This window comes from Pseudomonas sp. MM227, from assembly GCF_947090715.1.
Lineage (GTDB): Bacteria > Pseudomonadota > Gammaproteobacteria > Pseudomonadales > Pseudomonadaceae > Aquipseudomonas > Aquipseudomonas baltica.
In genome coordinates this window covers 2879780-2905617 of record NZ_OX352319.1, presented here as the reverse complement: position 1 = coordinate 2905617, position 25838 = coordinate 2879780, and the positions used below count along the sequence as shown (strand labels likewise).

Annotated in this window: 27 protein-coding genes; 11 read left to right on the top strand and 16 right to left on the bottom strand. The window is 62.9% G+C overall.

The features are described from left to right. Nucleotides 1-9: 9 nt before the first annotated feature. Complete coding sequence (locus ONG87_RS13105) at nucleotides 10-408, top strand: hypothetical protein (protein WP_122475853.1); 399 nt, start codon at nucleotides 10-12, stop codon at nucleotides 406-408. 42 nt (nucleotides 409-450) lie between these two features. Here ONG87_RS13105 and ONG87_RS13100 read toward each other — a convergent pair whose 3' ends face one another. The 3 genes from ONG87_RS13100 to ONG87_RS13090 all read right to left on the bottom strand — a co-directional run bounded on the left by ONG87_RS13100 (nucleotide 451) and on the right by ONG87_RS13090 (nucleotide 3054). Continuing rightward, on the bottom strand, nucleotides 451-1449 hold the full coding sequence (locus ONG87_RS13100) for a sulfate ABC transporter substrate-binding protein (protein WP_264381409.1): 999 nt from the start codon (nucleotides 1447-1449) through the stop codon (nucleotides 451-453). A 97-nt stretch (nucleotides 1450-1546) separates the two neighbouring features. Further along, entirely contained in the window at nucleotides 1547-2362 is an 816-nt protein-coding gene (locus ONG87_RS13095; protein ID WP_122475850.1) for an ion transporter, read from the bottom strand. 86 nt (nucleotides 2363-2448) lie between these two features. Continuing rightward, entirely contained in the window at nucleotides 2449-3054 is a 606-nt protein-coding gene (locus ONG87_RS13090; protein ID WP_122475848.1) for a TetR/AcrR family transcriptional regulator, read from the bottom strand. Between the two features lie 159 nt (nucleotides 3055-3213). Here ONG87_RS13090 and ONG87_RS13085 point away from each other — a divergent pair, with 159 nt between their 5' ends. Continuing rightward, nucleotides 3214-4113 (top strand): DUF808 domain-containing protein, encoded by a 900-nt coding sequence (locus ONG87_RS13085; RefSeq protein WP_264381408.1) that lies wholly within the window; start codon nucleotides 3214-3216, stop codon nucleotides 4111-4113. Between the two features lie 372 nt (nucleotides 4114-4485). Next, nucleotides 4486-5367: a manganese catalase family protein gene (locus ONG87_RS13080; protein WP_192104629.1), complete on the top strand. Its 882-nt coding sequence runs from the start codon at nucleotides 4486-4488 to the stop codon at nucleotides 5365-5367. Nucleotides 5368-5443: 76 nt separating this feature from the next. Here the strand turns inward: ONG87_RS13080 and ONG87_RS13075 are convergent, their stop codons facing one another. From ONG87_RS13075 to fnr, 5 genes are all read right to left on the bottom strand, one after another. Next, nucleotides 5444-6241, bottom strand: a complete 798-nt coding sequence (locus ONG87_RS13075) for an SDR family NAD(P)-dependent oxidoreductase (RefSeq protein ID WP_264381407.1) — start codon at nucleotides 6239-6241, stop codon at nucleotides 5444-5446. Between the two features lie 100 nt (nucleotides 6242-6341). Then, complete coding sequence (locus ONG87_RS13070) at nucleotides 6342-7064, bottom strand: CatB-related O-acetyltransferase (protein WP_264381406.1); 723 nt, start codon at nucleotides 7062-7064, stop codon at nucleotides 6342-6344. A gap of 52 nt (nucleotides 7065-7116) precedes the next feature. Next, a complete protein-coding gene (locus tag ONG87_RS13065) occupies nucleotides 7117-8178 on the bottom strand; it encodes an SDR family oxidoreductase (protein WP_264381405.1) in 1062 nt (353 codons plus the stop codon). A gap of 107 nt (nucleotides 8179-8285) precedes the next feature. After that, entirely contained in the window at nucleotides 8286-8834 is a 549-nt protein-coding gene (locus ONG87_RS13060; protein WP_122475837.1) for an adenine phosphoribosyltransferase, read from the bottom strand. Between the two features lie 76 nt (nucleotides 8835-8910). Next, a complete protein-coding gene (gene fnr, locus ONG87_RS13055; RefSeq protein WP_122475835.1) occupies nucleotides 8911-9645 on the bottom strand; it encodes a fumarate/nitrate reduction transcriptional regulator Fnr in 735 nt (244 codons plus the stop codon). Between the two features lie 180 nt (nucleotides 9646-9825). Here fnr and ONG87_RS13050 point away from each other — a divergent pair, with 180 nt between their 5' ends. From ONG87_RS13050 to ONG87_RS13040, 3 genes are all read left to right on the top strand, one after another. Beyond that, nucleotides 9826-10200: a hypothetical protein gene (locus ONG87_RS13050; protein ID WP_122475833.1), complete on the top strand. Its 375-nt coding sequence runs from the start codon at nucleotides 9826-9828 to the stop codon at nucleotides 10198-10200. A gap of 22 nt (nucleotides 10201-10222) precedes the next feature. Beyond that, nucleotides 10223-10975 carry an SDR family oxidoreductase gene (locus ONG87_RS13045; RefSeq protein ID WP_122475831.1) on the top strand — a complete coding sequence of 251 codons (753 nt, stop codon included), beginning with the start codon at nucleotides 10223-10225 and terminating at the stop codon, nucleotides 10973-10975. A gap of 120 nt (nucleotides 10976-11095) precedes the next feature. Next, nucleotides 11096-11788, top strand: coding sequence for a GNAT family N-acetyltransferase (locus ONG87_RS13040; RefSeq protein ID WP_264381404.1), 693 nt, complete (start codon nucleotides 11096-11098; stop codon nucleotides 11786-11788). A gap of 13 nt (nucleotides 11789-11801) precedes the next feature. On the opposite strand, the gene ONG87_RS13035 is transcribed toward ONG87_RS13040, so the two are convergent. Beyond that, nucleotides 11802-12167 (bottom strand): response regulator, encoded by a 366-nt coding sequence (locus ONG87_RS13035; RefSeq protein ID WP_122475828.1) that lies wholly within the window; start codon nucleotides 12165-12167, stop codon nucleotides 11802-11804. 325 nt (nucleotides 12168-12492) lie between these two features. Between ONG87_RS13035 and ONG87_RS13030 the strand changes: the two genes are divergently transcribed. After that, a complete protein-coding gene (locus ONG87_RS13030) occupies nucleotides 12493-13980 on the top strand; it encodes a YdgA family protein (RefSeq protein ID WP_192058238.1) in 1488 nt (495 codons plus the stop codon). 22 nt (nucleotides 13981-14002) lie between these two features. Here the strand turns inward: ONG87_RS13030 and ONG87_RS13025 are convergent, their stop codons facing one another. Continuing rightward, a complete protein-coding gene (locus tag ONG87_RS13025) occupies nucleotides 14003-14536 on the bottom strand; it encodes a cytochrome b (RefSeq protein ID WP_122475824.1) in 534 nt (177 codons plus the stop codon). 236 nt (nucleotides 14537-14772) lie between these two features. On the opposite strand from ONG87_RS13025, the gene ONG87_RS13020 reads away from it, so the two are divergent. After that, entirely contained in the window at nucleotides 14773-16665 is a 1893-nt protein-coding gene (locus tag ONG87_RS13020) for a methyl-accepting chemotaxis protein (protein ID WP_192053379.1), read from the top strand. Nucleotides 16666-16728: 63 nt separating this feature from the next. On the opposite strand, the gene ONG87_RS13015 is transcribed toward ONG87_RS13020, so the two are convergent. The 3 genes from ONG87_RS13015 to ONG87_RS13005 form a co-directional block, all read right to left on the bottom strand. After that, a complete protein-coding gene (locus tag ONG87_RS13015) occupies nucleotides 16729-18840 on the bottom strand; it encodes a TonB-dependent siderophore receptor (protein WP_301335537.1) in 2112 nt (703 codons plus the stop codon). Between the two features lie 81 nt (nucleotides 18841-18921). Beyond that, complete coding sequence (locus ONG87_RS13010; RefSeq protein WP_264381403.1) at nucleotides 18922-19692, bottom strand: YkgJ family cysteine cluster protein; 771 nt, start codon at nucleotides 19690-19692, stop codon at nucleotides 18922-18924. Nucleotides 19693-19781: 89 nt separating this feature from the next. Then, a complete protein-coding gene (locus ONG87_RS13005; protein WP_192047882.1) occupies nucleotides 19782-20180 on the bottom strand; it encodes a hypothetical protein in 399 nt (132 codons plus the stop codon). Between the two features lie 102 nt (nucleotides 20181-20282). Here ONG87_RS13005 and ONG87_RS13000 point away from each other — a divergent pair, with 102 nt between their 5' ends. Beyond that, nucleotides 20283-21386, top strand: a complete 1104-nt coding sequence (locus ONG87_RS13000; protein WP_264381402.1) for a DUF1615 domain-containing protein — start codon at nucleotides 20283-20285, stop codon at nucleotides 21384-21386. 15 nt (nucleotides 21387-21401) lie between these two features. Here the strand turns inward: ONG87_RS13000 and ONG87_RS12995 are convergent, their stop codons facing one another. The 3 genes from ONG87_RS12995 to ONG87_RS12985 are packed head-to-tail and all read right to left on the bottom strand — an operon-like array spanning nucleotide 21402 to nucleotide 24119. Continuing rightward, on the bottom strand, nucleotides 21402-22064 hold the full coding sequence (locus tag ONG87_RS12995) for a response regulator transcription factor (RefSeq protein ID WP_264381401.1): 663 nt from the start codon (nucleotides 22062-22064) through the stop codon (nucleotides 21402-21404). Nucleotides 22065-22066: 2 nt separating this feature from the next. Next, nucleotides 22067-23458 carry a HAMP domain-containing sensor histidine kinase gene (locus ONG87_RS12990; protein ID WP_122475812.1) on the bottom strand — a complete coding sequence of 464 codons (1392 nt, stop codon included), beginning with the start codon at nucleotides 23456-23458 and terminating at the stop codon, nucleotides 22067-22069. Next, entirely contained in the window at nucleotides 23436-24119 is a 684-nt protein-coding gene (locus ONG87_RS12985; RefSeq protein WP_122475810.1) for a response regulator transcription factor, read from the bottom strand. Before ONG87_RS12985 ends, ONG87_RS12990 begins: the two co-directional genes overlap by 23 nt. A 227-nt stretch (nucleotides 24120-24346) precedes the next feature. On the opposite strand from ONG87_RS12985, the gene ONG87_RS12980 reads away from it, so the two are divergent. Both ONG87_RS12980 and ONG87_RS12975 read left to right on the top strand, forming a co-directional pair. Beyond that, nucleotides 24347-24793 carry a hypothetical protein gene (locus ONG87_RS12980; protein WP_264381400.1) on the top strand — a complete coding sequence of 149 codons (447 nt, stop codon included), beginning with the start codon at nucleotides 24347-24349 and terminating at the stop codon, nucleotides 24791-24793. 75 nt (nucleotides 24794-24868) lie between these two features. Then, the gene (locus ONG87_RS12975) at nucleotides 24869-25834 is read left to right on the top strand and encodes a sensor domain-containing diguanylate cyclase (RefSeq protein WP_185794544.1); all 966 of its coding nucleotides are present in this window, start codon (nucleotides 24869-24871) and stop codon (nucleotides 25832-25834) included. Nucleotides 25835-25838: the final 4 nt, after the last annotated feature.

Below are 25838 nucleotides of genomic sequence, written 5' to 3'. Positions count from 1 at the left end.
AGAGATGCCATGAACCGTTTAGCTCGAATGGCCGTGATCGGCCTGGCCCTGGGCATGAGTGCCTGCGCCGTGCAGCGCCCGTCCGAACCGGAGCCCCGGCCGCCGGTGCAGACCCTGCCACCAGCCGGACCGAGCACGGCGCCGACCCCGCCTGCGCCGCCCGCACCGCCTGCACCCAAGCCCCTGCCACGCACCTCGGCCAGTTTCGCGCCGCCGCCCGGTGGTGCCAGTCACTGGGACCCGAGCCTGGGCGTCTATGTGCTTGAGGATCAGCCCGACACCTACTACCGGCAGCGTACCTACTACCGGTGGAATGATGGCTGGAGCTGGGCCACCAGTCCCAAGGGGCCCTGGGAAGCCACCGACACCACCGGCGTGCCGGCCGGATTGGGCCGCAAGCATCCCTGAACCCTGGCCGGCGTGAAGCAGGCCAGCCAGCGTTGACCGCCGTTACTGGCCGGTATAGATCTGGTCGAACACGCCGCCGTCGTTGAAGTGGGTCTTCTGCACGCTGCGCCAGTCGCCGAAGGTCTTCTCCACCGAGAGGAATTCAACCTTTGGGAAGCGGTCGGTGTACTTGGCCAACACCGCAGGGTCGCGGGGGCGCAGGTAGTTGTTGGCGGCGATCTCCTGGCCTTCGGGCGACCACAGGTACTTCAGGTATTCATCGGCTGCGGCGCGCGTGCCTTTGCGGTCGACCACCTTGTCGACCACGCTGACCGGCGGCTCGGCCTCGGCGGACACGCTGGGGTAGACCACTTCGAACTGATCGCGGCCGAATTCGCGGGCGATCATTTCCGCTTCGTTCTCGAAGGTGATCAGCACATCGCCGATCTGGTTGGTCATGAACGTGGTGGTCGCACCGCCGCCGCCGGTGTCGAGTACCGGCGCCTGCTTGAACAGCTTGCCGACGAAGTCGCGGGCCTTGTTTTCGTCACCGCCGTTCTTCAACACATAGCCCCACGCCGACAGGTAGGTGTAGCGGCCGTTGCCGGACGTCTTGGGGTTGGGGACGATGACCTGCACGCCGTCCTTGAGCAGGTCGGGCCAGTCCTTGAGCGCCTTGGGGTTGCCCTTGCGGACGATGAACACGGTCGCCGAGGTGAACGGTGCGCTGTTGTTTGGCAGGCGCGTGACCCAGTTGTCAGGTACCAGCTTGCCATTGTCGGCCAAGGCATTGATGTCGGTGGCCATGTTCATGGTGATGACATCGGCCGGCAGGCCATCGATCACCGAGCGCGCCTGCTTGCTCGAACCGCCGAAGGACATCTGCACGGTGATCGCTTCGTTGTGTTCAGCCTGCCAGTGTTTCTGGAAGGCGCTGTTGTAATCCTTGTAGAAGTCGCGCATCACGTCGTACGAGACGTTGAGCAGGCTGGGGGCGGCCTGGGCCAGGCCGGTCAGGGTCAAGCCTGCCGCCAACAGCGAGGCACCGATCAATTTCTTCACTGCAGTTCCCTCTTCGAGCGTTCTTGGAAATAGGCGGCATTATGCCTGCGCGGCTACCTCGACATGATGGGCACGGTTAGATCAAAAACTGCTGTGCTTATAGCGCTTTTTTGAACAAGGCATTGCCGCATTGCGAGCAGAAGGACGCTGCCTGCTCATGGCTGCCTTTATGACACACCGCGCACTCGTGCTGCAGGCCTTCGCCACGCATGGCGTTGGCCAGTTCGGCGGTAAAGATGCCGGTGGGCACTGCGATGATCGAATAACCGGTGATCATCACCATGGCCGAGAGCACCTGGCCGATCGGCGTGGTCGGCACGATGTCGCCGTAGCCGACGGTGGTCAGGGTGACGATGGCCCAGTAGATGCCGGTGGGAATGTTGGCGAAGCCGTTCTGCGGCCCTTCGACCACATACATCAAAGTGCCGAATACCGTGACCAGGGTGCTGACGCTGACCAGAAACACGATGATCTTCTGCTTGCTGCCGCGCAGCGCTGCCAGCAGGTAGTTGGCCTGCTTCAGATAAGGGCTGAGCTTGAGTACGCGGAAGATCCGCAGCATGCGCACCACGCGCACGATCATCAGGTACTGGGCGTCGCTGTAGTAGATGGCCAGGATGCCGGGCACGATCGCCAGCAGGTCGATCAGGCCGTAGAAGCTGAACGCGTAGCGCAGCGGCTTGGGCGAACAGTACAGGCGCAGCAGGTATTCGACGGCGAAGATGAAAGTGAAGCCCCATTCGATCCAGGCGAACAGGTCGGCATACTGGCTGTGGACGGTCTCGACGCTGTCGATGATCACCACCAGCAGGCTGGCGAGAATGATCAGCAACAAGGTCTTGTCGAAGCGCCGTCCGGCAGGAGTGTCGCTTTGAAAAACGACGACGTACAGGCGATCACGCAGAGTGGTCATAGAAAGGTGCTTCCCGAAGAGGCGCACAGCGTAGGAGCTTTGCCGCGCGGGTGCAAGGCCGTGCGCCAAGCCTTGCCCAGGCTGGGCTAATCCGGCGTACAGCCTTTGAGCACCAGGCGCGTGATGGTGTCGATGGCGGCTTCGTAATCGGCGTCGTCCAGTTTCGCCTTGCCGGTGATCGAAGCGATCTGCCAATCGAAGTCGGCGTAGGTCTGGGTTGCGGCCCAGATGCTGAACATCAGGTGATGGGGGTCGACCGGGGCGATCTGGCCGCGATCGATCCAGCTCTGCAGGCACTGGATGTTGTGCCGGGCCTGGGCATTGAGCAGCTCCACCTGATCGGCGCTCAGGTGCGGCGCGCCGTGCATGATTTCACTGGCGAACACTTTCGAGGCGAAGGGCAGGGCGCGGGAGATATGGATCTTGGAGCGGATATAGGCACGCAGCACCTCCTGCGGCTCGCCTGCCGTATCGAACGGCGTGGACGCCTGCAGGATCGGCTCGATGATGCTTTCCAGCACCTCGCGGTAGAGGTTTTCCTTGGACTTGAAGTAGTAGTAGACGTTGGGCTTGGGCACGCCGGCCTTGCTGGCGATGTCGTGGGTCTTGGCGGCGGCAAAACCCTTGTCGGCGAATTCCTCACTGGCCGCGCGCAGAATCAGTGCCTTGTTGCGCTCGCGAATACTGCTCATGGTGGGCAAAAGTCCTTGTTTCTGCGCAGTGGACCCCGGCTGTGCTGCAGGGTCCGCGATGGTAGCACCGGCGTTGCCGGGCCCTCAACAATGGCCCGGCAGGGAACTTAGCCGACCCCCGTGCGTCAGCCACCTAACTTACTCATGAGGATGCTCCCCGTGGCCGCAGGCAATTTGCTGACGCTTCTCGACGATATCGCGACTCTGCTCGACGACGTTTCCCTGGCCGCGAAGAAAACCGCCGGGGTGCTGGGCGACGATCTGGCGCTCAATGCCCAACAGGTCACCGGGGTCAAGGCGGATCGTGAACTGCCGGTGGTCTGGGCGGTGGCCAAGGGTTCCCTGCTGAACAAGGCGATCCTGGTACCGGCAGCGCTGTTGATCAGCGCATTCGCGCCCTGGCTGATCACGCCGCTGTTGATGATCGGCGGCGCGTACCTGTGCTTCGAAGGCTTCGAGAAGGTCGTGCACAAGTTCCTGCACAAGGATTCGGCCGCCGACCTCGAGCAGCGCAAGGCCGCCATGGCCGATGCCAAGGTCGACATGGTGGCGTTCGAGAAGGACAAGATCAAAGGTGCGGTGCGCACCGACTTCATTCTTTCGGCGGAGATCATCGTGCTGGCATTGGGCGTGGTGTCCACGAGGCCCTTCCTGGACCAGGTCGGCGTGCTGGTGATCACTGCTGTGCTGATCACCGTAGGTGTATATGGGCTGGTGGCCGGCATCGTCAAACTCGACGACGTTGGCCTCTACCTCAAGCAGAAGACCGGCGCGGCCAGTCAGGCGCTGGGCAACGGGCTGCTGTGGTTGGCGCCCGTGCTGATGAAGGTACTGTCCATACTGGGCACCATTGCCATGTTTCTGGTGGGCGGCGGAATCATCGCGCATGGCCTGCCGTTCGTGCATCACCTCAGTGAGGCGGCGGTGGCGGTGGCTGGCGGTGGTCTGATGGGCACGGTGGCCAGCACTCTGGTCGACGCGCTGACCGGCATTCTTACCGGCGCCGCCGTATTGGCAGTGGTCAGTCTGGGCAAGAAACTCTTCGGGAAATCCCACTGACGGGTCGAATGTCATCGTGGCGGCGGGGCATGCTGAGTCTGGGCGCGACAGTGTGCTCCCGGCTCACCGTGTGGGCCGCCGACGCGGCTTGCGCCGCTGCTACAGGGTTGCGATTGCTGCCTGGTAATAGAGGTTTTTGCGTAAAGTTTTAAACTATCCAGTATATCGTACGCAAACTATGAGTGCTGTGGGTCAAATCAATAGGCCAGTAGTTATTCTCTGCAAGTACAACCATTGATCCGGTTGCGATAATTAAATGGGATTAACGGGGTGTTGTTGTTTCCTACCTATGACGGTGCTGTTCCGAAGTCTCCTCTCCAACGGAAGCGAGCGTGTGCCGATTCATAATTAGATCAGCCTGAGGAAACCACAATGTTTTTGCACAACAAGCGTTTGCAATACACCGTGCGTGTCGCTGCACCCAATCCAGGTTTGGCCAACCTGTTGCTGGAGCAATTCGGCGGTGCCCAGGGCGAACTGGCCGCGGCGGCACGTTACTTTACCCAGGCCCTGGCCGAGGATGATCCGGGCCGCAAGGATCTGCTGATGTCCATCGCCACTGAGGAACTCAGCCATCTGGAGATCGTCGGTTCGATCATCGTCATGCTCAACAAGGGCGCAAAAGGCCAGTTGGCAGAAGGTGTTCAGGAAGAAGGCGAGTTGTATCGTGCAATCAATGGCGCGGGCAACGATTCCCATATCACCAGCCTGCTGTATGGTGCCGGTGCTCCCCTGACGAACTCCGCAGGCGTTCCTTGGACCGCTGCTTATATAGATACCATCGGCGAACCGACTGCCGATATGCGCTCCAATATTGCCGCTGAATCACGGGCAAAGATTGTTTACGAGCGCTTGATGAATGTCACCGACGATCCAGGCGTGAAAGAAGCATTGGGATTCTTGATGACTCGGGAAATCGCCCACCAACTGTCATTCGAAAACGCATTGCATGCCATTCAACCCAACTTTCCCCAAGGCAAGTTGCCAGGCATGCCGGAGTTCACCAACAAGTACTTCAATATGTCCGGCGAACCCAATGTACGCGGCCCGTGGAACCAGGGTGAAGAGTGGGAGTTCGTGGCCGAGCCGGAACCGGCCGTGGACGGCGGTGACGGCAGTGCTTCGGTGGTATTGAGCGCCAAGGATGCCAAGGTGCTGGAAGCGTTGAAGTTGCGTACCGAGTCCGATCCGGACGCCAACCCGGTTACCGGCGCAGACCTGGGTTCTGGCAAGGCGCAGAACGATTTGGCCTGATTGCCACTCGGCTATCGCGCTGCAAGAAAAAACCTCCCTGCAGTACGCCTGCCGGGAGGTTTTTTCATCACAGGTTTCAGTTCTGCACGGCTGTCACCGAGCCACCGTCGACGCGCACATTGCTGCCATTGACGAATGACGCTCGCTCCGACACCAGCAGCGCGATCACGGCAGCGACTTCCTCGGCCTTGCCCCGACGTTTTTGCACGATGCCAGGGCGTTCCTCTTCGAGAAAACTGTCGATCGCCTCCTCGAATGAGGTGCCCATCTGCTGCGCGCGCTGTTCCATCATGCCATCGGTCATGGGCGTCTCGATGAAAGCAGGCGCGACGGTGTTGCACAGCACGCCGAATCCGGCTTCCTTGTAGGACAGGTTCTTGACGAACGCCGCCAGCGCAGCCTTGGCCACGTTGTACACCGCTTCCTCCCAGTACGGTTGCACCGCATTCTCCGAGGTAATGCAGACAAAACGTCCCCACTCTCGCTCACGCATTTTCGGAATGGTGGCCCGCGCCACGCGGACGGCGGAAAAGAAGTCAGTGCTCCAGGCTTCCTGGTAATCGGCGTCGGACAAAGCCAGTGGGTCGCCCTTGGCCCCGGTGACGCCAGCGGTGTGGACGACAATGTCGATCTGGCCAAAGCGTGCTTCGGCTTGAGCCACGAGATGGTCGACCTGCTGCTGGTCGGTCACATCGGCTACCACGCTCAGCACTGTCTCGGGCAACAGGGCGGCTACTTGCTCGAGCTTGTCTGCATCGTTGTCGCTCAACACGACAAAAACGCCTTCCTCGCCCAGCAGCCTCGCAGTTGCCAGGCCCAGGCCGCCGCTGCCGCCAGTGATGAGCGCCACACGCCCCTTGATTCCCAGGTCCATACCGGCCTCTCGTTCGCGCAATGAATGTGCAGTTGAGACAGGCACGTCATAGCCGGGATTCAATCATTCTTCATGGATGAGAGCCGGCAGCTGCCGCAGGTCAGAGCGTTTCGATGCGCCATGTTGCGCTGTGCAGCTTGATCCTGCGCGGCTTCAGGCTGGCTGGAGGCGTGTCGGCCAGCGTCTCGAGCAGCGCCTGGGGCTGTTCCATTGGCAGTTCCGCCAGTGCCTCGGGCGGCAGTTCCCACCACTGGCTGGCCAGCAGCCGCTCGATGGTTTCGGGGTCGAAGCGGTAGCGAATAACCCGTGCCGGCGTGCCGGCGACGATGGCGTAAGGCGGTACGTCCTTGTTCACAAGCGACTGAGCCCCAACCACGGCACCCGTGCCGATGCTGATGCCGTCCATGAGCATGGCGTCGCGCCCGATCCACACGTCATGGCCCAAGGTGGTCGGGGTACTGACGTAGTAGCCGGCCACTTCGGGAGTACGGGCCGCCCGCAGGGCAAAGAGCTTGCTATGGGTAGACAGCCAGCCCAGCGGGTGGGACTGGCGGCTGTGACCGATGACCGTGCCGGCCGCAATTGAGCAGTAGCGACCGATCTCGGACACTTCATGCAATTCGGCACCGCTCATGACAGCAGTATGCGCGCCAATGCTCAGGCGCTGCCCGAACAGCTTGACGTCGTGCAGCTTGACGCCTTCTTCCAGGGTCAGCTCGATACCATTGCGCAGGCCCCGGCTGCCGCAGTCGAGGCGGCACTTGCGTGCCGTCAGGGCCTTCTTCAGCTTGCGGTCGAGCAGGGCGCGTTTGAGAACGTTCATTGCGGGGGTCCGGATCAGTCAGGCAGACCGCCAGCATATCGCATACACCGCCTCAGGGAATCAGGCGCTCGCTGCGCAGCTTCTCGAACACGTCGAAGAACGCCTGGTCACTCGCCTGGAACTCCTTGAAGCCCAATCGACGGCTCTTGGAAACATCGGTCACCACTTCGATGGGCCGGCCCAGGTCGGCGTCGGTGTGCCACGGTGAAACCAGGCGGTCGATATCGGCTTCCAGCAGGCCATGCTCCTGTGCCAGTTGCTGCCACACCGCCGCATCATCGGCCATCTGCTCGGACAGGGGCGTAACCTGCTGCGGAAAAGGCGAAGCCTGCACACCGAACCAGTCGGCGATCTGCTGCCACATCCAGCTCCAGCGAAACACGTCGCCGTTGGTCACGTTGAACGCCTGATTGGCCGCGGCAGGCGTGGTGCTGGCCCACAGCAGTTGCTTGGCCAGCAGCCGAGCATCGGTCATGTCGGTCAGGCTGTCCCACTGCACGCGCGATCCGGGGAACACGAACGGCCGCCCGGTGGCCTTGCAGATCGACGCGTACACCGCCAGGGTGGTTGCCATGTTCATGGCGTTGCCCACCGCGACACCGGTGATGGTGTGGGGGCGATGCACGCTCCAGGTGAAGCCATCGCGCTCGGCGGCGGCGAACACTTCGTCTTCCTGGGCGTAATAGAAGTTCTCGACGTCCAGGCGGCCTTGTTCTTCACGGAAGGGTGTCTGTGGCAGGCTGCCCTTGCCGTAGTTTTCGAACGGGCCCAGGTAGTGCTTGAGGCCGGTCACCAAGGCTACATGCTTGACGCTGCCCGCCGCGCGCAGCGCATCGAGCACGTTGCGCACCATGGCGGCGTTGACACGGATATTCTCCGCTTCGGTATCCTGGCGAGCCCAAGTGGTCAAGAACACGTGGCTGGGCTTCAGCTCGGCCAGTGCCGTGGCCAGGGAGGCTGGGTCCATCAGGTCGGCCTGCACAGGGGTAACCCCTTCGGCCACGTTGGGCTTGCGCGCCAGTCCGGCAACCTGCCAACCCTGATCCAGCAGCAGTCGCGAAGTCGCGCTGCCGACGATACCGCTTGCGCCTACTACCAATGCAGAATGAGTCATGTCGTCTCCAGGTGTGAGTGGATGCTGTGGATGTGGACCGCAACATTCCGTCGGGGACTGCATCGGATGGCCTGTGGTGCGACGTCGCAGTGGTGCTGCAACGAGCGCTAGCGCTCGTCGAGCGCGAAGCGGGTCAGGCAGAAGGTACCTACGCCGGCGTCCTGCAGACGCTGCGAGCCTTGCAACTCGGGCAGGTCGATGATCGCGGCGGCCTCGAACACCTCGGCCCCCATGCGCCGAACCAGATTGGCCGCGGCGATCAGGGTGCCGCCGGTGGCGATCAAGTCGTCGAACAGCACCAGCGAGTCGCCTTCGCACAGGCTGTCGGCATGCACTTCCAGAAACGCTTCGCCGTATTCGGTCTGGTAACCCTCGCTCAGCACATGGGCGGGCAGCTTGCCTTGCTTGCGGAACAGGATCAGCGGCTTGTTCAGCTGGTGGGCAACGATGGAACCGATCAGAAAACCGCGCGCATCCATGGCACCGATATGGCTGAACGGGGCGTCGATGTAGCGATGCACGAAACTGTCGATCACCAGGCGCAGAGCCTTGGGCGACTGGAACAGCGGGGTGATGTCACGAAACACCACGCCGGGCTTGGGGAAATCCGGCACAGGGCGGATCAGGGATTTGAAGCTGTGTTCGTCGAAAACCATCGGTCGTAGCTCTGGCAGGGCAGGGGTCGTGCAGTATAACCCTCAGTGGTGGCCAGTACTGCCCCACCTGCCGTGCTCATTCGAGCACCGTGCCACCGGCCACGGCGCACAGGCGTTGCGCATCGAGGATGCGTACTTCCTTGCCGTGCGCTTCGAGCAGCCCACCGTGCTGGAACCGAGTGAACACCCGCGACACTGTTTCCATCGCCATGCCCAGGAAGTTGCCGATCTCGTTGCGCGACATGCTCAGACGAAACTGCACCGCCGAGTAGCCGCGTGCAGTGTGCCGGGCCGACAGATTGGCCAGAAAGGTCGCGATACGCTCCTCGGCGGTCTTTTTCGACAGCAGCAGCATCATTTGTTGATCGTCGCGGATCTCGCGACTCATCACCCGCATCAGCTGGCGACGCAGCTGCGGCAGTTGCACCGACAGCTCGTCGAGGCGTTCGAAAGGAATCTCGCACACCGACGTGGTTTCCTGTGCCTGCGCGGTCACCGGATACACCAGGCGGTCCATCCCGGACAACCCCAGCAGTTCGCTGGGTAAATGAAATCCGGTGATCTGCTCTTCACCCCTGTCGCTCAGGCTGAAAGTCTTCAAGGCACCGGAACGCACGGCATATACGGCTGCGAAGGCTTCCCCCTGGCGAAACAGGAACTCACCCTTCTTCAGCGGGCGGCCGCGCTTGATGATGTCGTCCAGCGCATCCATGTCGGCCAGTTCCAGTGACAGCGGCAGGCACAGCGGCGCCAGGCTGCAGTCCTTGCAGTGGGCCTGATGAGGGGCGCGGTTTTTCGCCGGCTCGGACATTGCTTCGATCCTTGTTGAAACGTATTGATAAGTGCAAGTTCATCCCTGCAAGGGTAACCCAGCCGCGCGCCTGCAAGCCAACAACCGCCCCCACGCTCGGCGCACCCAGGGAACTACAGGTGGCCAACGGGCTCAGCTACAACAGGAAACCCATCACGTCATTGCCCGAGGTAGACATCCATGAAAGCGCTCTTGCATGCCCTGAAGTACACCGGCCTGGTTGGAATGCTCTTCGCTGCCTCGTGCGGTGTGGGGGCTGCGCCGGGCGTCAGTGCCTCGAGCCCGGCGCCGGGTTCCGCTGCCAGCCCCGCAAGTACCACGGCCCCGGCACCTGGCACCGCCTCGACACCCGGCACTGCGCAGCCCCAGGCCAACACCACGCGCAACCCCTCCAGCGGCATGAATCGCGCGCCGGCCACTCGAAGTTCGAGTACGATCCCAAGGCCTGCGCCCTCGGCATCGCCTGAAGGCGGCGATATGCTCCAGCAGCAGCGCCAGCAAAGCGGTGAGCAGATGATCCAGGAACGCAAGGGGCGCGCAGCGGACAGTAATTGATCCCGAAACCGGAGAGACAAGTATGTCGAAGAAGATAGCGTTGGTGACAGGTGCCGGCAGCGGCATTGGCCAGGCAACGGCCCTCGGTTTGGCAGCCGACGGCTTCTGCGTGGTGCTGGCAGGCAGACGCCTGGAGACCGTGCAGGCCGTGGCTCAGAAGATCGCCGAGCAAGGCGGTGAAGCCCTGGCCGTGGCGGCCGATGTGCGTGACAGTGCCAGCGTGGATGCGTTGTTCGCCAGGGTCGAAGAGACTTACGGGCGCCTCGACGTCATCTTCAACAATGCCGGTATCGGCGCGCCCGCAGTGCCCATCGACGAGCTGGACGTGGCCAAATGGGCCGACGTACTGCAGACCAACGTCACCGGGGTTTTTCTGTGTTGTCGCGCGGCGTTCGGGTTGATGCGCCGACAGCAGCCGCAAGGTGGCCGGATCATCAACAACGGGTCGATCTCGGCGCACACGCCACGCAGTTTCAGCATGCCCTATACCGCCAGCAAGCACGCCGTGCTGGGCATTACCAAAAGCCTTGCGCTCGATGGTCGCGAGTTCAACATCGCCTGCAGCCAGATCGATATTGGCAATGCCCTCACCGATTTGTCGGCGCGCATGACCAAAGGTGTTCGCCAGGCCAATGGCGACATCGCCGTCGAACCCATGGTCGATATGGTTCACGTTGTCGACGCGGTTCGCTATATCGCCAAGCTGCCTCTATCGGCCAACGTACTCAACATGACCGTCATGGCGACCAACATGCCGTTCGTTGGCCGCGGCTGAAGTGCGCTCTGCCAGCCCGTCGCCTGGCTGGCGGGCACGTTCCACTGTCGATCCAGGCAAGGTACGGTTTATCATTCGTGCTCTTTCACCTGTGTGCGTCCTGCCGGAGCCTTGCTACCGATGTCACTGATCCATCACTCCACCTGCGCGCCGTCCGAAGACGTCAAGAGCCAATTGCTGCAGATGGTGGTCGACTACCTTACCGACATCAGCAGCCTGGGCATTACCCCGAGCAACCCTTTGTACCAGCTGTACCAATACGGCGTCGGCTATGAAGTGCATCTGTACCTGGAAGCGATGGCCGGAGGGCGTGAGGTAAAACCGGAGCTGGTGCTGGCGTTCGACCCTGCCCGACCGAAAACGCTCGACGGCTTCGCCCTGTTCCTGCGAGCCGCCCATGACCCCGCAGTGTGCACGGTGGCCTACATGGCAGTGCGCATGGCGCGGCGCAGGCAAGGAGTGGCGCGGGCGTTACTCGAGGCCATCCGGGTGCGTCATGCCCACGTCGAGCTGGCGTGCGTGGTGGGCAAGGTGCCCTGGTTCGAGAATCTGGGCTTTCAGGTGATCGGCGCGCAGGGCCCGCAGGTCAAGCTGAGCAGCGATGGCGGGGCAACCGACCAGCCCATTGCCGTGCTGGATGTCGCACCTGTCTACGCTTCGCTGGAGGTCCGACAGATTCATGCCTATCTGCTCAATCAGCATGGGCGCAAAGCCATGCTTGAGGCCGAAAGAAAACGCGACCGCCAGCTCGACCAGATGACGCGCCAGGCAGCGACGTTCGCCAGGGATGCCCTGCAAGGCAAGCCATGTTGAGGTGCTTTACCCATCAATGCATGTGCAGTGAGGTCGTCACCTTGCTCAACAGCCGTTCGTTGGTCCACGGCTTTGGCAGAAACTGAACATTCGGCCCCAGATCCAGGTCGCGACCCGAGTAACCGGAGGTCAACAGAATCGGCAGGGTAGGCCAGCGCTCGGCGGCCATCTTGCTCAAGTCGTAGCCGTCCATATGCCCCGGCATACGGATATCGCTGACGACCATGTTGACTTCTCCCGGATGCGTCTCGAGAAAGTCGTAGCCTTGGTCGGCGGTTGCGAATGCCGTCACCTCGAAACCTGCATCTTCGAGCACCGTCGTCAGCAGGAGGCGGATAAGGTCCTCATCTTCAAGGACTAGAATGGAGGCGGTAGTCATGGGGGCGTCCCTTCAATGATGCGTAAGCGTCTGAACAGTCGACTGACGCAACGCCCAAGGGTTCTGTGCCTTAAAAAAAAGACTGACGAAAGGGCATAAACTGTTGCGCACAAGTTACGGATATGCAAAGAAAACGGCGCGTTTCCGCGGCCGCGACCAAAGTCATCATCGGTAGCAATTTGCCGTCGGACGAGCCACTGCCTGGCTGGCCGGTAACTAAGCGCAGGTGCTAACCTGCGGCCCGGCGCTGCGCCGTGGCCGTTTTGCTCGCGCCCTGGGCGGCAGTGCTCCGGGTGCAGCGGTATTCTTTCGAATGAGTCCGATCATGAACAAAGCAACAGGCATCATTGCCGGCATCGTCGTCATGGCTGCGGCCGCCACCCTGGGTGGCGCTTGGTATACTGGCACCCAGTTGGAGCCGGTCCTCGGCAATGCCATCGAGCAGGCCAATCGCGAATTGGCTGCCTCCTTCAGCGTCGACGGCCAGCCGGGCATGCAGATCGAATTGCTGTCCCTGGAGCGGCATTTCTTCACCAGCACCGCGCACTACCGAATCAGACTTCACGGCATGCAGGCCGAGGGCAGGCCCGAAAACCGCGAGTTGTTGCTGATCGATCATATCGAGCACGGGCCGCTGCCCTGGTCACACCTGAAAACATTCAGGTTGATGCCAGTGATGGCCGCGAGCAACTTCGCCCTCGAGCGCAACGCCGACACCCAAGCCTGGTTTGCCATGAGTCAGGAGCAGCCGCCGTTGCGCGGTCAGGCCAGCATCGGTTACGACGGTGCCAGTGACACGCGCCTGCAACTGTTGCCGCTCGACGCCCGCGAGGGCAACGACACCGTGAAATTTTCCGGCTTGAACGCCCGCCTGGTGTTGAGCGCCGACGCCAGCCATTACAGCCTGACCGGCCGCAGCGAAGAACTGCTGGCCGACATCGAAGGCCAGGCAGGTCGCCTGCAGGCGCAATTCAAAGGCTTGAGCTTCGATACCGGCGGCACCTTGGGTACCTCTGGCCTGTACCTGGGGCACTCGGAACTCAAACTTGCCCAGGCCAGTCTGCAGGGCGCCGAGATCGCCCCCGTCCAGGTGGAAAACCTTGCCGCTTCCGGCCTGATGCAGGAAGTGGAGGGCAAGCTTGACGTCCAGGCCAGCTACAGTATCGGCGCCGTGAACTATGCCAGCCGACCGGTCGGCGCGCTGCAGATGAGCATCAAGCTGGCCAACCTCGATATCGTTGCCAGTCGGGAATTCGGTGATTTCTATCGAACGGTCATCGCGCCGCAGTGGCAGACACCTTTGCCAGACGGAACATTGCCACCCTTGCGCTTGAGCATTGCCCAGCGGCAGCAATTGGAAGCGCTCATCGGCAGGCTGCTGGATGCCAAGCCCCAGTTGCAACTGGAACGCTTGAGCCTGGCCACCGACCACGGCGAAAGTCATTTGAGCATGACGGCTCGCCTGGCCAATCCCGCGCCGGCCAAACCTGGCTCGCCAGCCTATTGGCCCGCACTCATCGCCAATGTGCAGGCGGATCTGCAACTGTCCAAGCCGATGCTGGCAGACGTCGGCAGCCTGCAGGCCAGGCTCCAGGGGCAGACGGATCCGGCCCGTGTGGAACAGGCCGGACGGGATCTGAGCGCTACCGTCGCCGGGCTGGGGCAGATGCTCGGGCTGGTCAAGGACGAAGGCGAGCATTTACGTGCCAGCCTGCGCTACAGCGATGCCGTGGTGGATTTCAACGGCCAGAAGATGCCCCTGTCGCAGTTCGCGCAGATGCTCGGACAGTTCAGCAGCATCGGTCAGCGCTGACGGCAGGCGGCCGCCGTACGCGTCAGTCGCGTTGCGGCGGCAGCATCCGCTCGAGCATGCCGTCCCGGCGCACCGCCACGTGCCATACCGTGGCGGCGACATGCATGATGATCAATCCGTACAGCGCGAATTGCCCCCAGACATGTACGGTGTTGGCGAATTTACCCAGCGCCTCGTTCTGGACGAACCCAGGCAGCGACACCAGCCCGAAAAACGGCACGTCCTGGCCATTGCCGGCCATCAGGTAGCCGGTCACTGGCATGGTCAGTAACACGGCGTACAGCAAGCCATGATTCAGATGGGCCAATACCCGCGTACCGGCACCGATCTCCGCTCGATAGGCTGGCGCCCTGTGGCGCCAGCGCCAGGTCAGCCGGATCAGCACCAGAAGGGCGACACTGATGCCCATGGACTCATGTGCCAGGTACCAGAGCACCCGTACCGGACCGGGCGGAAAATTCTCCGCTACCCACACGCACGGCAGCACCAGGCACAGCGCGGCGACCGTCAGCCAATGCAGGGCCTGGGCAAAGCCGTTGTAGCGTTCGATTGCCATGCACTCACTCCTCAATACGTGACACTCACCTGCAGTGCCCGGTTGGACCGATCGACCCGAGCGCTGCTCACTGTTGGTCAAAGCCCAACCGTCAGTCAAATCCGACACATCCTGTTATGGAAATAACTACCGACAGTCGGAAATGACTAGTGGCATCAGGCTATTATTGGATCCACGCTAAATACTGTCACATATTTGCCGATAGCCCGTGCAACATCACAGCGGACCTACCGGCCATGCAAAAAACCCTGAAATTCAGCCACAAGATTCTCCTGGCCGCTTCGCTCATCGTGACCGCAGCCTTCGCGTTGTTCACGTTCTATAACGATTACCTGCAGCGCAATGCCATTCGTGCCGACCTTGAAAGCTACCTGCACGAAATGGGCAGTGGCACTGCCACGAACATCCAGCACTGGCTCTCGGGACGCATCCTGCTGGCCGAAACCCTGGCCGAGAGCGTTGCCCTCAACCCCAGTCCCGAGGCCATAGGCGCCTTGCTCAAGCAGAAGACCTTGCTGGCCAACTTCGAGTTTGCCTATCTGGGCAATGTCTCGGGAGGTTATTTCCTCGAGCCGCCCGATACCATGCCCGAAGGCTACGATGCGCGCACCCGTCCCTGGTACACCGACGCCATGAACGCGCGCCGGACCATCCTCACCGAACCTTACGTCGATGCCGCGAACGGCAAGACCATCCTCACTATCGCCACCCCATCGCTGAGCGCCAATGGTCAGCCGGTCGGTGTAGTGGGCGGGGATCTGAGCCTTGAGACGCTGGTCAAGACCATCAACTCGCTGGACTTCGACGGCAGTGGCTACGCCTTTCTGGTCAGCGCAGACGGCAAGATCCTGGTCCACCCCGACAACCAGTTGGTGATGAAGTCACTCAAGGACGTGTACCCTCAGCACACACCGCGCATCGGCAGCGACGTCACCGAGGTCGAACGCGATGGCCGTCCGTCCATCGTGACCTTCGCCAAGGTCGAGGGGCTGCCTTCGGTCGACTGGTACATCGGTCTGAGCATGGACAAGGCCAAGGCCTACTCGATGCTCAGCCAGTTTCGCAGCTCGGCGGTGATCGCTACGGTCATTGCCGTGGTCCTTACCATCGCCTTGCTTGGCATGCTCATTCGCCTGCTGATGCAGCCTTTGCACGCAATGGGCCGGGCCATGCACGACATCGCCGAAGGCGAGGGCGACCTGACCCGTCGGCTCACCCTGCACAGCGCCGATGAGTTCGGCGCCCTGGCGCTTTCGTTCAACCGTTTCGTCGAACGCATCCATGACTCGATCCGCGAGGTAGCCTCGGCCACTGGCCAGGTCAACGAAGTGGCGTTGCGCGTGGTCAGTGCCTCGAACTCCTCGATGCTCAACTCCGATCAGCAGGTCAACCGCACCAGCAGCGTGGCCGCCGCCATCAACGAACTGGGCGCCGCCGCGCAGGAAATTGCCCAGAACGCCGCCCTGGCTTCGCAGCACTCCAGTGCCGCGCGCAACCTGGCCGCCGATGGCCAGGCGGTGGTCGGCCAGACCATCAGCGCCATGAACGTACTGTCGCAAAAGATCAGCGGCTCGTGCAGCAATATCGAAAGCCTGAACGCCAGCACCGTCAACATCGGTCAGATCCTGGAAGTGATCACCAGCATTTCACAGCAGACCAACCTGCTTGCGCTCAATGCGGCGATCGAAGCGGCGCGCGCCGGCGAAGCCGGGCGGGGCTTTGCCGTGGTCGCCGACGAAGTCCGTAACCTCGCGCACCGCACCCAGGAGTCGGCCCAGCAGGTTCAGGGCATGATCGAGCAGTTGCAGGTGGGCGCTCGCCAGGCGGTCATCCTGATGAACGAAAGCCAGGGCCAGAGCGAGTCCAGCGTCACCATCGCCAATCAGGCCGGTGAGCGTCTGGTCAGCGTGACCCAGCGCATCGGCGAAATCGATGGCATGAACCAGTCGGTGGCCACCGCTACCGAGGAGCAGACTGCGGTGGTGGAATCGATCAACGTCGATATCACCGAGATCAACACCCTCAACCAGGAAGGTGTGGAAAACCTGCAGTCCACCCTGCGGGCGTGCGCCGACCTCGAACAGCAGGCTCTGCGGCTCAAGCAACTGGTCGGTAGTTTCCGCATCTGACGCCTGGGTGTGCGCCGGTAGGGCGGCCTTCAGGGATGAGGCCGTCGTACGGGCAACCGCCCTCTACATATCCACGGCAACGCTCAAGGTCAGGTTGCGCGGCTCGCCGGGCATCGCCCAGTAGTTGCTGTAGGATCGCTCGAAGTACTTTTCGTCGAACAGGTTGTTCAGGTTGACCCCCAGGGTGACCTTGTCGCTGGCCTTGTAATGCGCGAGCAAATCGACCGTGTGATAGGCGGGCAACTCGAAACGACCCCCCGACTCGCCGGACCGATCCCCTACATAGGTGAACGCGGCGCCGATATCGGAACCGCGCAACGGCCCGTCCTGAAACTCATGGACGCCCAGCAGGCTGGCGCTGTTGCGTGCCACGCCAAGCAGGCGGCTGCCCTTGGGCACGCTGGCGTCGCCCTCAGTGACCTCGGCATCGATCCAGGCGTAGGCGCCGATCACGCGCAGTGCATCGGTCAGCTGGCCACTGAACTGCAAGTCGACGCCCTGGCTGCGTGCCTTGCCGATGGCGCGATTGAGGTTGCTCGCCGGGTCCAGCGCCAGCACGTTCTCTTTGTCGATGTGAAACGCCGCCAGGGTCGCGCTCAGGCGCTCGTCGAACAACTCGGCCTTGAGCCCCGCCTCGTAGCCCATGCCTTCTTCAGGATCGAACGACTTGCCGCCAGCATCCAGCCCGCTGTTGGGCTTGAACGACGTCGAGGCATTGGCGAACAGCCCCCATTGCGGCGTGAGTTGGTAGAGCAGCCCGGCGCGCTGGGTGAAAGCATCCTGGCGCTGCAGGTTGCGATTGCCGGTGGTGTAGTCGGCGATGCGCTGTTCGAAATGTTCATAGCGCATGCCCAGCATGCCGCGCAGTTTGTCGCTGAACACCAGTTGATCCTGCAGGTTCAGCGCGTGGCTGCGCACATGCTCGCGAAAATCCGAGCCCGACCGCGCGCCTGTGGGTTTGGGCTGGCCGTACACCGGGTCGAAGATGTCGATTCGGTAGGCACCTGCGGTAGCGGTCACCCGTTCGTTCTTGCGGTAATCCTCATATTCGCTGCCAATCAACAGTTCATGCTGCACGCTGGCCGTGTCGAGGAAACCGCGCAGCTCGACCTGGCTGATGCTGTCGTGCCAATCCATGTCGCGCTCGCGAAAGCGCCGATTGACCGTATGGCCGTCAGCGTTGAGCGCGCGTGCCTCACTGGCATCGCCGCTCAGCTCGCCCTGTTTGTAGTGGCTGGCCACGCGCAGTTGCCAGTCGTCGTTGAGCCGGTGTTCCAGCGCGGCCTGGACGCGGTTGTTGTCGTTGTCGATGAAGCCGTCGTTCGGCTCGCCGAGAAAGGTCCGGCGCGAGCCTCCACCCCAGCCATTGCCCGGCGCTACCACACCGCGGTCGAACACCGATTGGTGGCGCACCAGCTCGGTCTCCACCAGTAACGAGGTGTCCGGGTCCAGCTGCCAGCTCAGCGAAGGTGCCACGTACACCCGCTTGCTCTGCACATGGTCGCGGAAGCTGTGGTTGTCTTCCACCGCCAGGTTGACCCGGCTGAGCACCTGGCCTTCGGCATCCAGAGGTGTGTTCAGGTCAAGGCTGGTGCGATAGCGGTCCCAGGAGCCGGCGCTGCCGTACAGGCGCGCGAAGGATTCGGCCTGGGGTTTCTTGCTGACGATGTTGACCGTGCCGCCGGGATCGCCACGTCCGTACAGGCTGGCAGCCGGGCCCTTGAGCACCTCGATGCGTTCGATGCTGGAAACGTCCGGGGTCGCAGGGTAGCCGCGGTTGGCGCTGAAGCCGTCGCGGTAGAATTCCGAGGTGCTGAAGCCGCGCACGCTGTATTCGTACAGCGTCAGTCCGCCGAAGTTGTTCTGCTGGGACACACCCCCGGCGTATTGCAGGGCACGTTCGACATTGCTACTGCCCAGGTCCTGAAGCACCTGGACCGGGATCACGCTGACCGCTTGGGGAATGTCCTTGATCGCGGTATCGGTCTTGGTCGCGCTGCCCGAACGGGTCGCGCGGTAGCCGGTGACAGGACCGGTCGCGGTTTCCATATCGCCACCCGCCGTAACGCTGATGGCTTCCAGTTCGAGGGTTTCGGGCGCGGTTTCAGCGTAGGCGGGCATGCCTAGTACGCTGAAGGCGAGGCCGGCCATGGGGGCAAAACGAGTTGAGCGCATGTGCAACGATCCATAATGTTATAGTTATAATATAACGTAATGATTCGCGACGTGCATCTCCCATCTGCGCGTTTGCGCTGCTCAGGCCACCCGGCGCAGCGAAATGAACATGGCGTCGTCGGCCAGGATGGCGGCGATCATCGCGCCGGTTTCGGCCAGGCGCCGTGCCAGGTCTTCATCCGGGACGTGCAGGTCCCAGCGCGTCGGGTTGTTCGTCAGCATCGGCATGGTGTCGACCTCGCGCAGCGCCGCGAGGAAAGCGGCAGGCGGCGGCAGGTACGTGGTGAAGCCATCACCCTTGAGCGCAGCGGTGTGGATACCCAGCTGCGCGCACACCTGCGCCTTGGCAGCGATGTCGTCACGGTCGGCCTGGCGCGACTGCTCGATCAACGCCGCCAGCGGCGCGTCGACCAAATGCCCACCGGCAATCAACGCCGGTCCAGTGGCCCAGGCTTCGGTCGGGCAATCCTTCATGTCCGGACGCAGTGGAATGTGCGGGTTGATCTCCATCGGATAGATCCGGCACACCAGCGGCCGCTCGGCATAGATGCCGCAGCGATTGTCGGCATCCAGGTTGCGGCAAGGTCCGACGTTGTAGGCGGCGAAGGTGATCGAGACGTAGGCGGGCGCGCTGCCGCACAGCACGGGCAGCGAACGCCGTCTGGCATGTTCCTGTTGCGCGTGGCTGAGGTTCAGGCTGTGCAGCCCGGGGCCGTTTTCCAGGAAGGCTTCGAGCAACACGATCAACTGGCCGCCGTCTTCCGCCCAATGGCGCGCCTCGGACAGCGTCAGCGGTACGTGATGGTCGCTGCAGCATTTGCCACAACCGGTGCAAGAAAAACGTGTGTCCATGCCAACCCCGTCTGTTCGGAAAGAGTGACGAAAACATGGCGTTTCGACACTGATGAACTGGACCGGAGCAGATTCCGTGCCAGCTCCCTTCAGCCGCCCAGCAGGTCGTGGGCGTCGAGCAGCCGGTAGGCCACCTGGGGGTTCTTTTCCAGGCCGCGACGGATAGCGGCCGGGATCGCTTGCCGCGTCTTGCGGCACAGTCCCGGCAGCGCGTCGAGGTGGATAGCGATGCCACGCATGCTGCGCACGGTGCCTGAGCCGGGCGTGACTTCGACACGCAGGCCAAGCTGGTCGAAGATGCGCTGCTGCAAGCGCCGCAGGTCGTCCAGGCTTTCCAGGTTCTCGAGTCGTTCGAGCAGGCGCTTTTCTTCATCGCGGGTCAGGCGCAGGATGCGCAGGTCGGCATCGGGGACCGCGTGCAGGCGTTCGCGCTCGCAGATGCAAGCGCCGGGTGGGCAGGGTTGGCGAGTGGCAGGGGCCATGGTCATGAGCGCAAGCATAGCCAGACTGCGGGGTATTTGCACTGGGGCTGTCGACATGCCGGGGCCTCGTCCATACTGGCGCAAATCCATCCGTTCCCAAGGCCTTACATGTCCAGAAGCCGGCTCGCCGTGCGCCATGGCGCACTGAGCATCCTCTTTGTATTGCTCGCCGCCTGCTCCAGCCAACGCAGCAACCAACCCCCGGCACCCTCGCCCGAACAGGTGCGTGCCAAGCTCGTGCAGCTGCTGCCCGCCAAGGTCACCGACCGCGAGGGCTGGGCTGCCGATATCGAAACGGCCCTGAACGTGCAGGGCGTCCCGGGCAGCGATGAAAACCTGTGCGCGGTGCTGGCCGTGGCCGAGCAGGAATCCACCTTCCAGGTCGACCCCAGCGTGCCGGGGCTGGGCAAGATCGCCCGCCAGGAAATCGACCGCCGCGCCGGCCGGGTGCATGTACCGGGCTTTCTCGTCGACGCTGCGCTGGGCATTCGCTCGGTCGACGGCAAGTCCTATGCGCAACGACTGGAGGCTGCGCGCTCGGAGAAACAGCTCAGCGAAATCTTCGACGACTTCACCGGCATGGTGCCCTTGGGCAGGCAGCTGTTCGGCACGTTCAACCCAGTCCGCACCGGCGGACCGATGCAGGTCAGCATCGACTTCGCCGAGAAGCACCGCGCGCGCTACCCCTACACCGTAGACGGTTCGATTCGCCGCGAAGTGTTCACCCGGCGCGGCGGCATGTATTTCGGCATTGCCCATCTGCTTGGCTATCCGGCCAGCTACGAACGTCCGTTGTACCGCTTCGCCGATTTCAACGCCGGCTGGTACGCAAGCCGCAACGCGGCGTTCCAGAATGCCGTGAACCAGTTGTCCGGCGGCCGTCTGGCGCTCGACGGCGACCTGATTCGCTACGACTCCAGCGCCGCCAGCAACACCGAGCTGGCGGTACGCAATCTTGGCAACCGCTTGAACATGAACGACCGCGACATTCGCCGTGCCCTCGAGGAAGGTGAAACCCTGGATTTCGAAAAGACCACGCTCTTCGAGCGTACCTTCGCCCTGGCCGACAAGGCTGCCGGCAAGCCGGTTCCGCGGGCAATCCTTCCGGGCATCAAACTGCAGAGCCCGAAGATCACCCGCAACCTGACCACGGCCTGGTTTGCCCAACGGGTGGACGAGCGCTACGCCCGCTGCATGCTGCGCGCCCGCTGAGGGCCCCGGGTTCGCTTAGTCGGCGCGCAGCAGCAGCGGCTCGGCCAGGCTGTAGCCAAAGCCGCGCAGGGTCTGCAGGGCTTCGGGGCAATCGAGCTGGGCCAGCTTGCGACGAAGGTTGCACACGTGTCGCTCGATCAGCGCCGTCTTCGGCGCCTGGCCTGCGCCCCACAATTGCTGCTCGATGGACTGCCGGCTGACCGCGCCAGGGTTGCTTGCCAGCATCGCCAGCAAGCGATGCTCGCTGACGGTCAGGCTCTGCTGGCGCTTGCCGCGTCCGACCATCAGCCGCGATGGCGACAACCACAGGCGTGAAGGCGGCAGGGCAGGGGCGCGCGGCCGCGCACGGGACAGTGCCTGCAGACGCGCCAGCACCTCGGCCGAGGCAACCGGCTGCGCCAGGCACGCATCGGCCCCGGCGCGCAGGGCGGCGATACGGGCCTGACGGTCGTCGCCGGCCAGCAGCACCATCAGCGCAGCGCTGCCCCGGTGCGCCAGGCAGTGCTCCAACGCGTCCTGGCCAGAGCGTTCCAGTGCCAGCACGATGAACCCATATTGGCCTGGCACAAGCGCCTGCGCCGCTGTGGCCGTATCGACCGTGTGCAGCGTTGTGGCGTGTTCCGCCAATGCGCGTTGCAGGGCGTTGTCGGGCGTGTCGCTGATATAGAGCAGGTTCATGTTCACACCAATGCCTTGCTTTGTCGGCACCACAGGGTCATCCGCGTGCCACCTTGTTCGCTGCTGCCCACTTCGAGGGTGAACCCATGCAGCTTGACCACCGCAGCAACGATCGACAGCCCGAGGCCGAAGCCGCTGTGCTGGCCGTCGGCTTCGCAACGATAAAAGCGTTGAAAGATCGCTTCGCGCTCCTCTGGTGCGATACCCGGTCCGCTGTCGCTGATTTCCAAACGTGTGGCGCCGTTTTCCGCCGTGGCGCCAAGCACCACCAGACCGTGCGCCGGAGTGAACTTGATGGCATTGCTGAGCAGGTTGCCCACGGCTTCGAACAGCAGCGCGCGATCGCCATGCAGCATCGGCAGCGTGTCGGGCACGTCCAGACGCAGATTGATGCCCTCGTCCTCGGCCAAAGGCAGATAGAAGTCGTGCAGTTCGTGCAGCAGCGGTTGCGGGTCGAAGGAAATGAAGCCGGAACGTCGGCGGTGGTCTTCGATTTCCGAGATGCGCAACAGCCCACGAAAACGCGCCATCAGCGTGTCGGCTTCAGCGATCACATCGTCCAGTTGCAACGCTTGGCGCGAATCCGCCGGCGCCTCCTGCTGGATGCGATACAACTGGGCGCGCAGGCGGGTCAGGGGGGTACGCAAGTCATGGGCAATGTTGTCGCAGACGCCCTTGACCTCGATCATCAGTTGCTCGATGCGTTCGAGCATCGCATTGACGATCGCCGCCAGCATGTCCAATTCGTCCCGGCGGTCCGAGAGCGGCAGGCGAGTGGTCAGATCACCGGCAACAATCGCATCGGCACGGGCCTCGATGGCGCGGATGCGCCGCAATGGCCTGCGTCGCAGCAGGTGCCAGCCGGCGATCCCGGGAATGATAGTCAGCGAAATCCCCCACAGCAGTGCGCGCAGAATGATGTGGGTCACCGCGAACAACGAACCGTTGTCGCGTACCAGCACTAGCCAGCGACCATCGAGCGTACGCATGGCCACCGCGTCGCAGCTGTTCTGCGGCATCTGCGGGTTGGCGCTGTCCACGCAGCTGTCCAGGTCGTGGATGCGACCGTCCAGCGGCAGGCCCCGCGGCACTTGCAGCAGCTGGCCGGACAACGGCCGCAGTTGCAGGTCGAACAGGCCATAGGCATCGAAGGTGCGATCATCGAATGCTTCGCTGGCAGCCAGCGCCTCGTTCAGCGCTTCACCGTGGAACCGCGAGAACAGATGTTGACGCTGCATCAGGGAGTGCCGCGCCAAGTCGGCGAGGTAGGTCGAGACCTCGTAGTACAACACCCCCATGAGGATGCTGCTCCAGGCCACGAACAGAAAGCTGTAGAGCGCCAGCAGCCGACTACTGGAAGAACGCCAGCCTTTAGACAGGTTCGGCAATGACATAGCCGGAGCCTCGCACGGTCTTGATCAACGGTGCGGTGCCCGGTGGGTCGATCTTCTTGCGCAAGCGGCCAATGTGCACGTCGATCAGGTTGGTGCCCGGATCGAAGTGATAACCCCAGACTTCTTCGAAGATCATCATGCGCGTCAGGATCTGCCCGGCATTGCGCATCAGAAATTCCAGCAACTTGTATTCGGTGGGCAGCAGGTTCAGCGCCTGTTCGCCACGGCGTGCTTCGCGGGTCATCAAATCCAGGGTCAGGTCGGCGACGCGCAGCGTGTTGTCGGCAGCGGCCACGGGGTTGTTGCGGCGCAGCAGCACCTCGACCCGAGCCGCCATCTCGTCCGAGGCGAACGGCTTGGTCAGGTAGTCATCGCCACCGGCACGCAGTCCGCGTACGCGCTCGTCGACATCCGACAACGCGCTGATCATCAGAATGGGCGTGCTCACGCCGATAGTGCGCAGGGTCGTCACGATGGCCAGGCCGTCCAGCTCGGGCAGCATGCGATCCAGGGTGATCACGTCGTAGTTGCCGCTCACCGCCTTGACCAGCCCTTCGCGGCCGTTGTCCACCCAGTCGACCTGCAGGCCATGGCTGCTCAGTTCCGCCACGATCTCCCTGGCGGTCACGGCATCGTCTTCGATGGTCAGTACGCGCGTCATGTTGGTCTCTACCCGATGATGTCTGCTGAGGATGGCGGCATTGTGACAACAATCCGCGCACGGCTCGTTGAAGTTTTTTTCATCTTGCGCCACCTCCTCCTTTCTGGGTAACCCCAAGGCAGTTCCGAGGCCGCAGGCCGACGGATAGCACGTTCGCTATGCAGGTTGCTAAAGCCTGGTTGTTTCCGGCCGATGCAACGGTCACAGCCTATGGGGACGCACTCGTCATGAACGCCTTGAACAACATCGCCAGCACCTTGAGCATTCGCCCGTCTGCCCCCATCAACACTGCCGCGCCGGCGCCCACGGCGGTCGCCGACAGCGAGGCGACGCAGACCGCTGCCGCGCCCGCCGCGACCGAGAAAGGCGCGCCGGCCGGTGGCGCTGGCGGCGCGGGCGCAGCCCAGGGCAGCAGTGGTACATCGGACACGATCAAGGCGCTGCAAAAGCAGATTGCCGAGTTGCAGAAGCAGCTTCAGGAACAGCAGCAGGAGATGGCCCGCATCCAGGCCAGCCAGCAAAGCGAAGAAAGCAAAGCGGCCTCCGTGGCCGCCATCCAGGCGCAGGTGGTCGCCACCTCTGCGGCGCTGCAGACCGCCACCGCTGGGCTGCTCCAGGCCATGCAGGAATCCGGCAGCAGCACCGCCGGGTCCATGGTCAGCACCACGGCGTGAAGTCCACCCCAGGCTACTTATAAACCCCTGGCCCATGAGCTAGGCTAGGGGCAGACATCACCGAGGAGCTCCCCAATGCTGGCGCCTGCCAAGCCTGTGCATGAAGAAGAGCGCGTACACGCCCTGCATGCGCTGAACATTCTCGACACTCGGCCCGAGGAGCGTTTCGACCGTCTTACCCGCCTGGCCAGGCGGCTGTTCGACGTGCCCATTGCCTTGGTCAGCCTGGTGGACAGCGACCGCCAGTGGTTCAAGTCGTGCCAGGGCATGGCCGCCACTGAAACGCCGCGAGATGTCTCGTTCTGCGCCCATGCCATCCTCAGCGACCAGATCCTCATGATCCCCGATGCCGGCAGCGACGAGCGTTTTCACGACAACCCGTTGGTGACCGGTGAACCCAGGATCCGCTTCTATGCCGGCTGCCCGCTGAAAGTGGGCAATGGCAGCAACGTCGGGACGTTGTGTCTGCTCGATACCCGGCCGCGAGTCCTCGACGCCGAGGAACGCGGCCTGCTGCTGGACCTGGCGAGCATGGCCGAGCGCGAGATCGCCGCCTTGCAGTTGGCCAGCATCGACGACCTCACCCAGCTGTCCAACCGGCGCGGGTTCGAAGCCCTCGCCGAGCATGCCCTGAGCATGTGCAGGCGCATGGGCACGCCGGCGTCGCTGCTGTTCTTCGACCTCGATCGCTTCAAGGTCATCAACGACACCTTTGGCCACGCCGAAGGCGACCGCGCCCTGGTCACGTTCGCCCAGGTATTGCGCAGAGTGCTCAGGGAAATGGACATCGTCGGAAGAATGGGCGGGGACGAATTCGTCGCGCTGCTGCTGGGCTCCAATGCCGCCGCAGGCGATGCGGTCATCGAGCGCCTGGGCCGAGCCCTGGCTGACGCCAACGCCGAGCTGCAAGGGCGCTATTCGATCACCTACAGCGTGGGTCGCATCGAGTACGACCCCGGGCGTCACGACAGCGTAAAGCGTCTGCTGGCCGATGCCGACGGCGCCATGTATGCCCGCAAGCAGGCCGCTCGGCGTTCGTGATCGG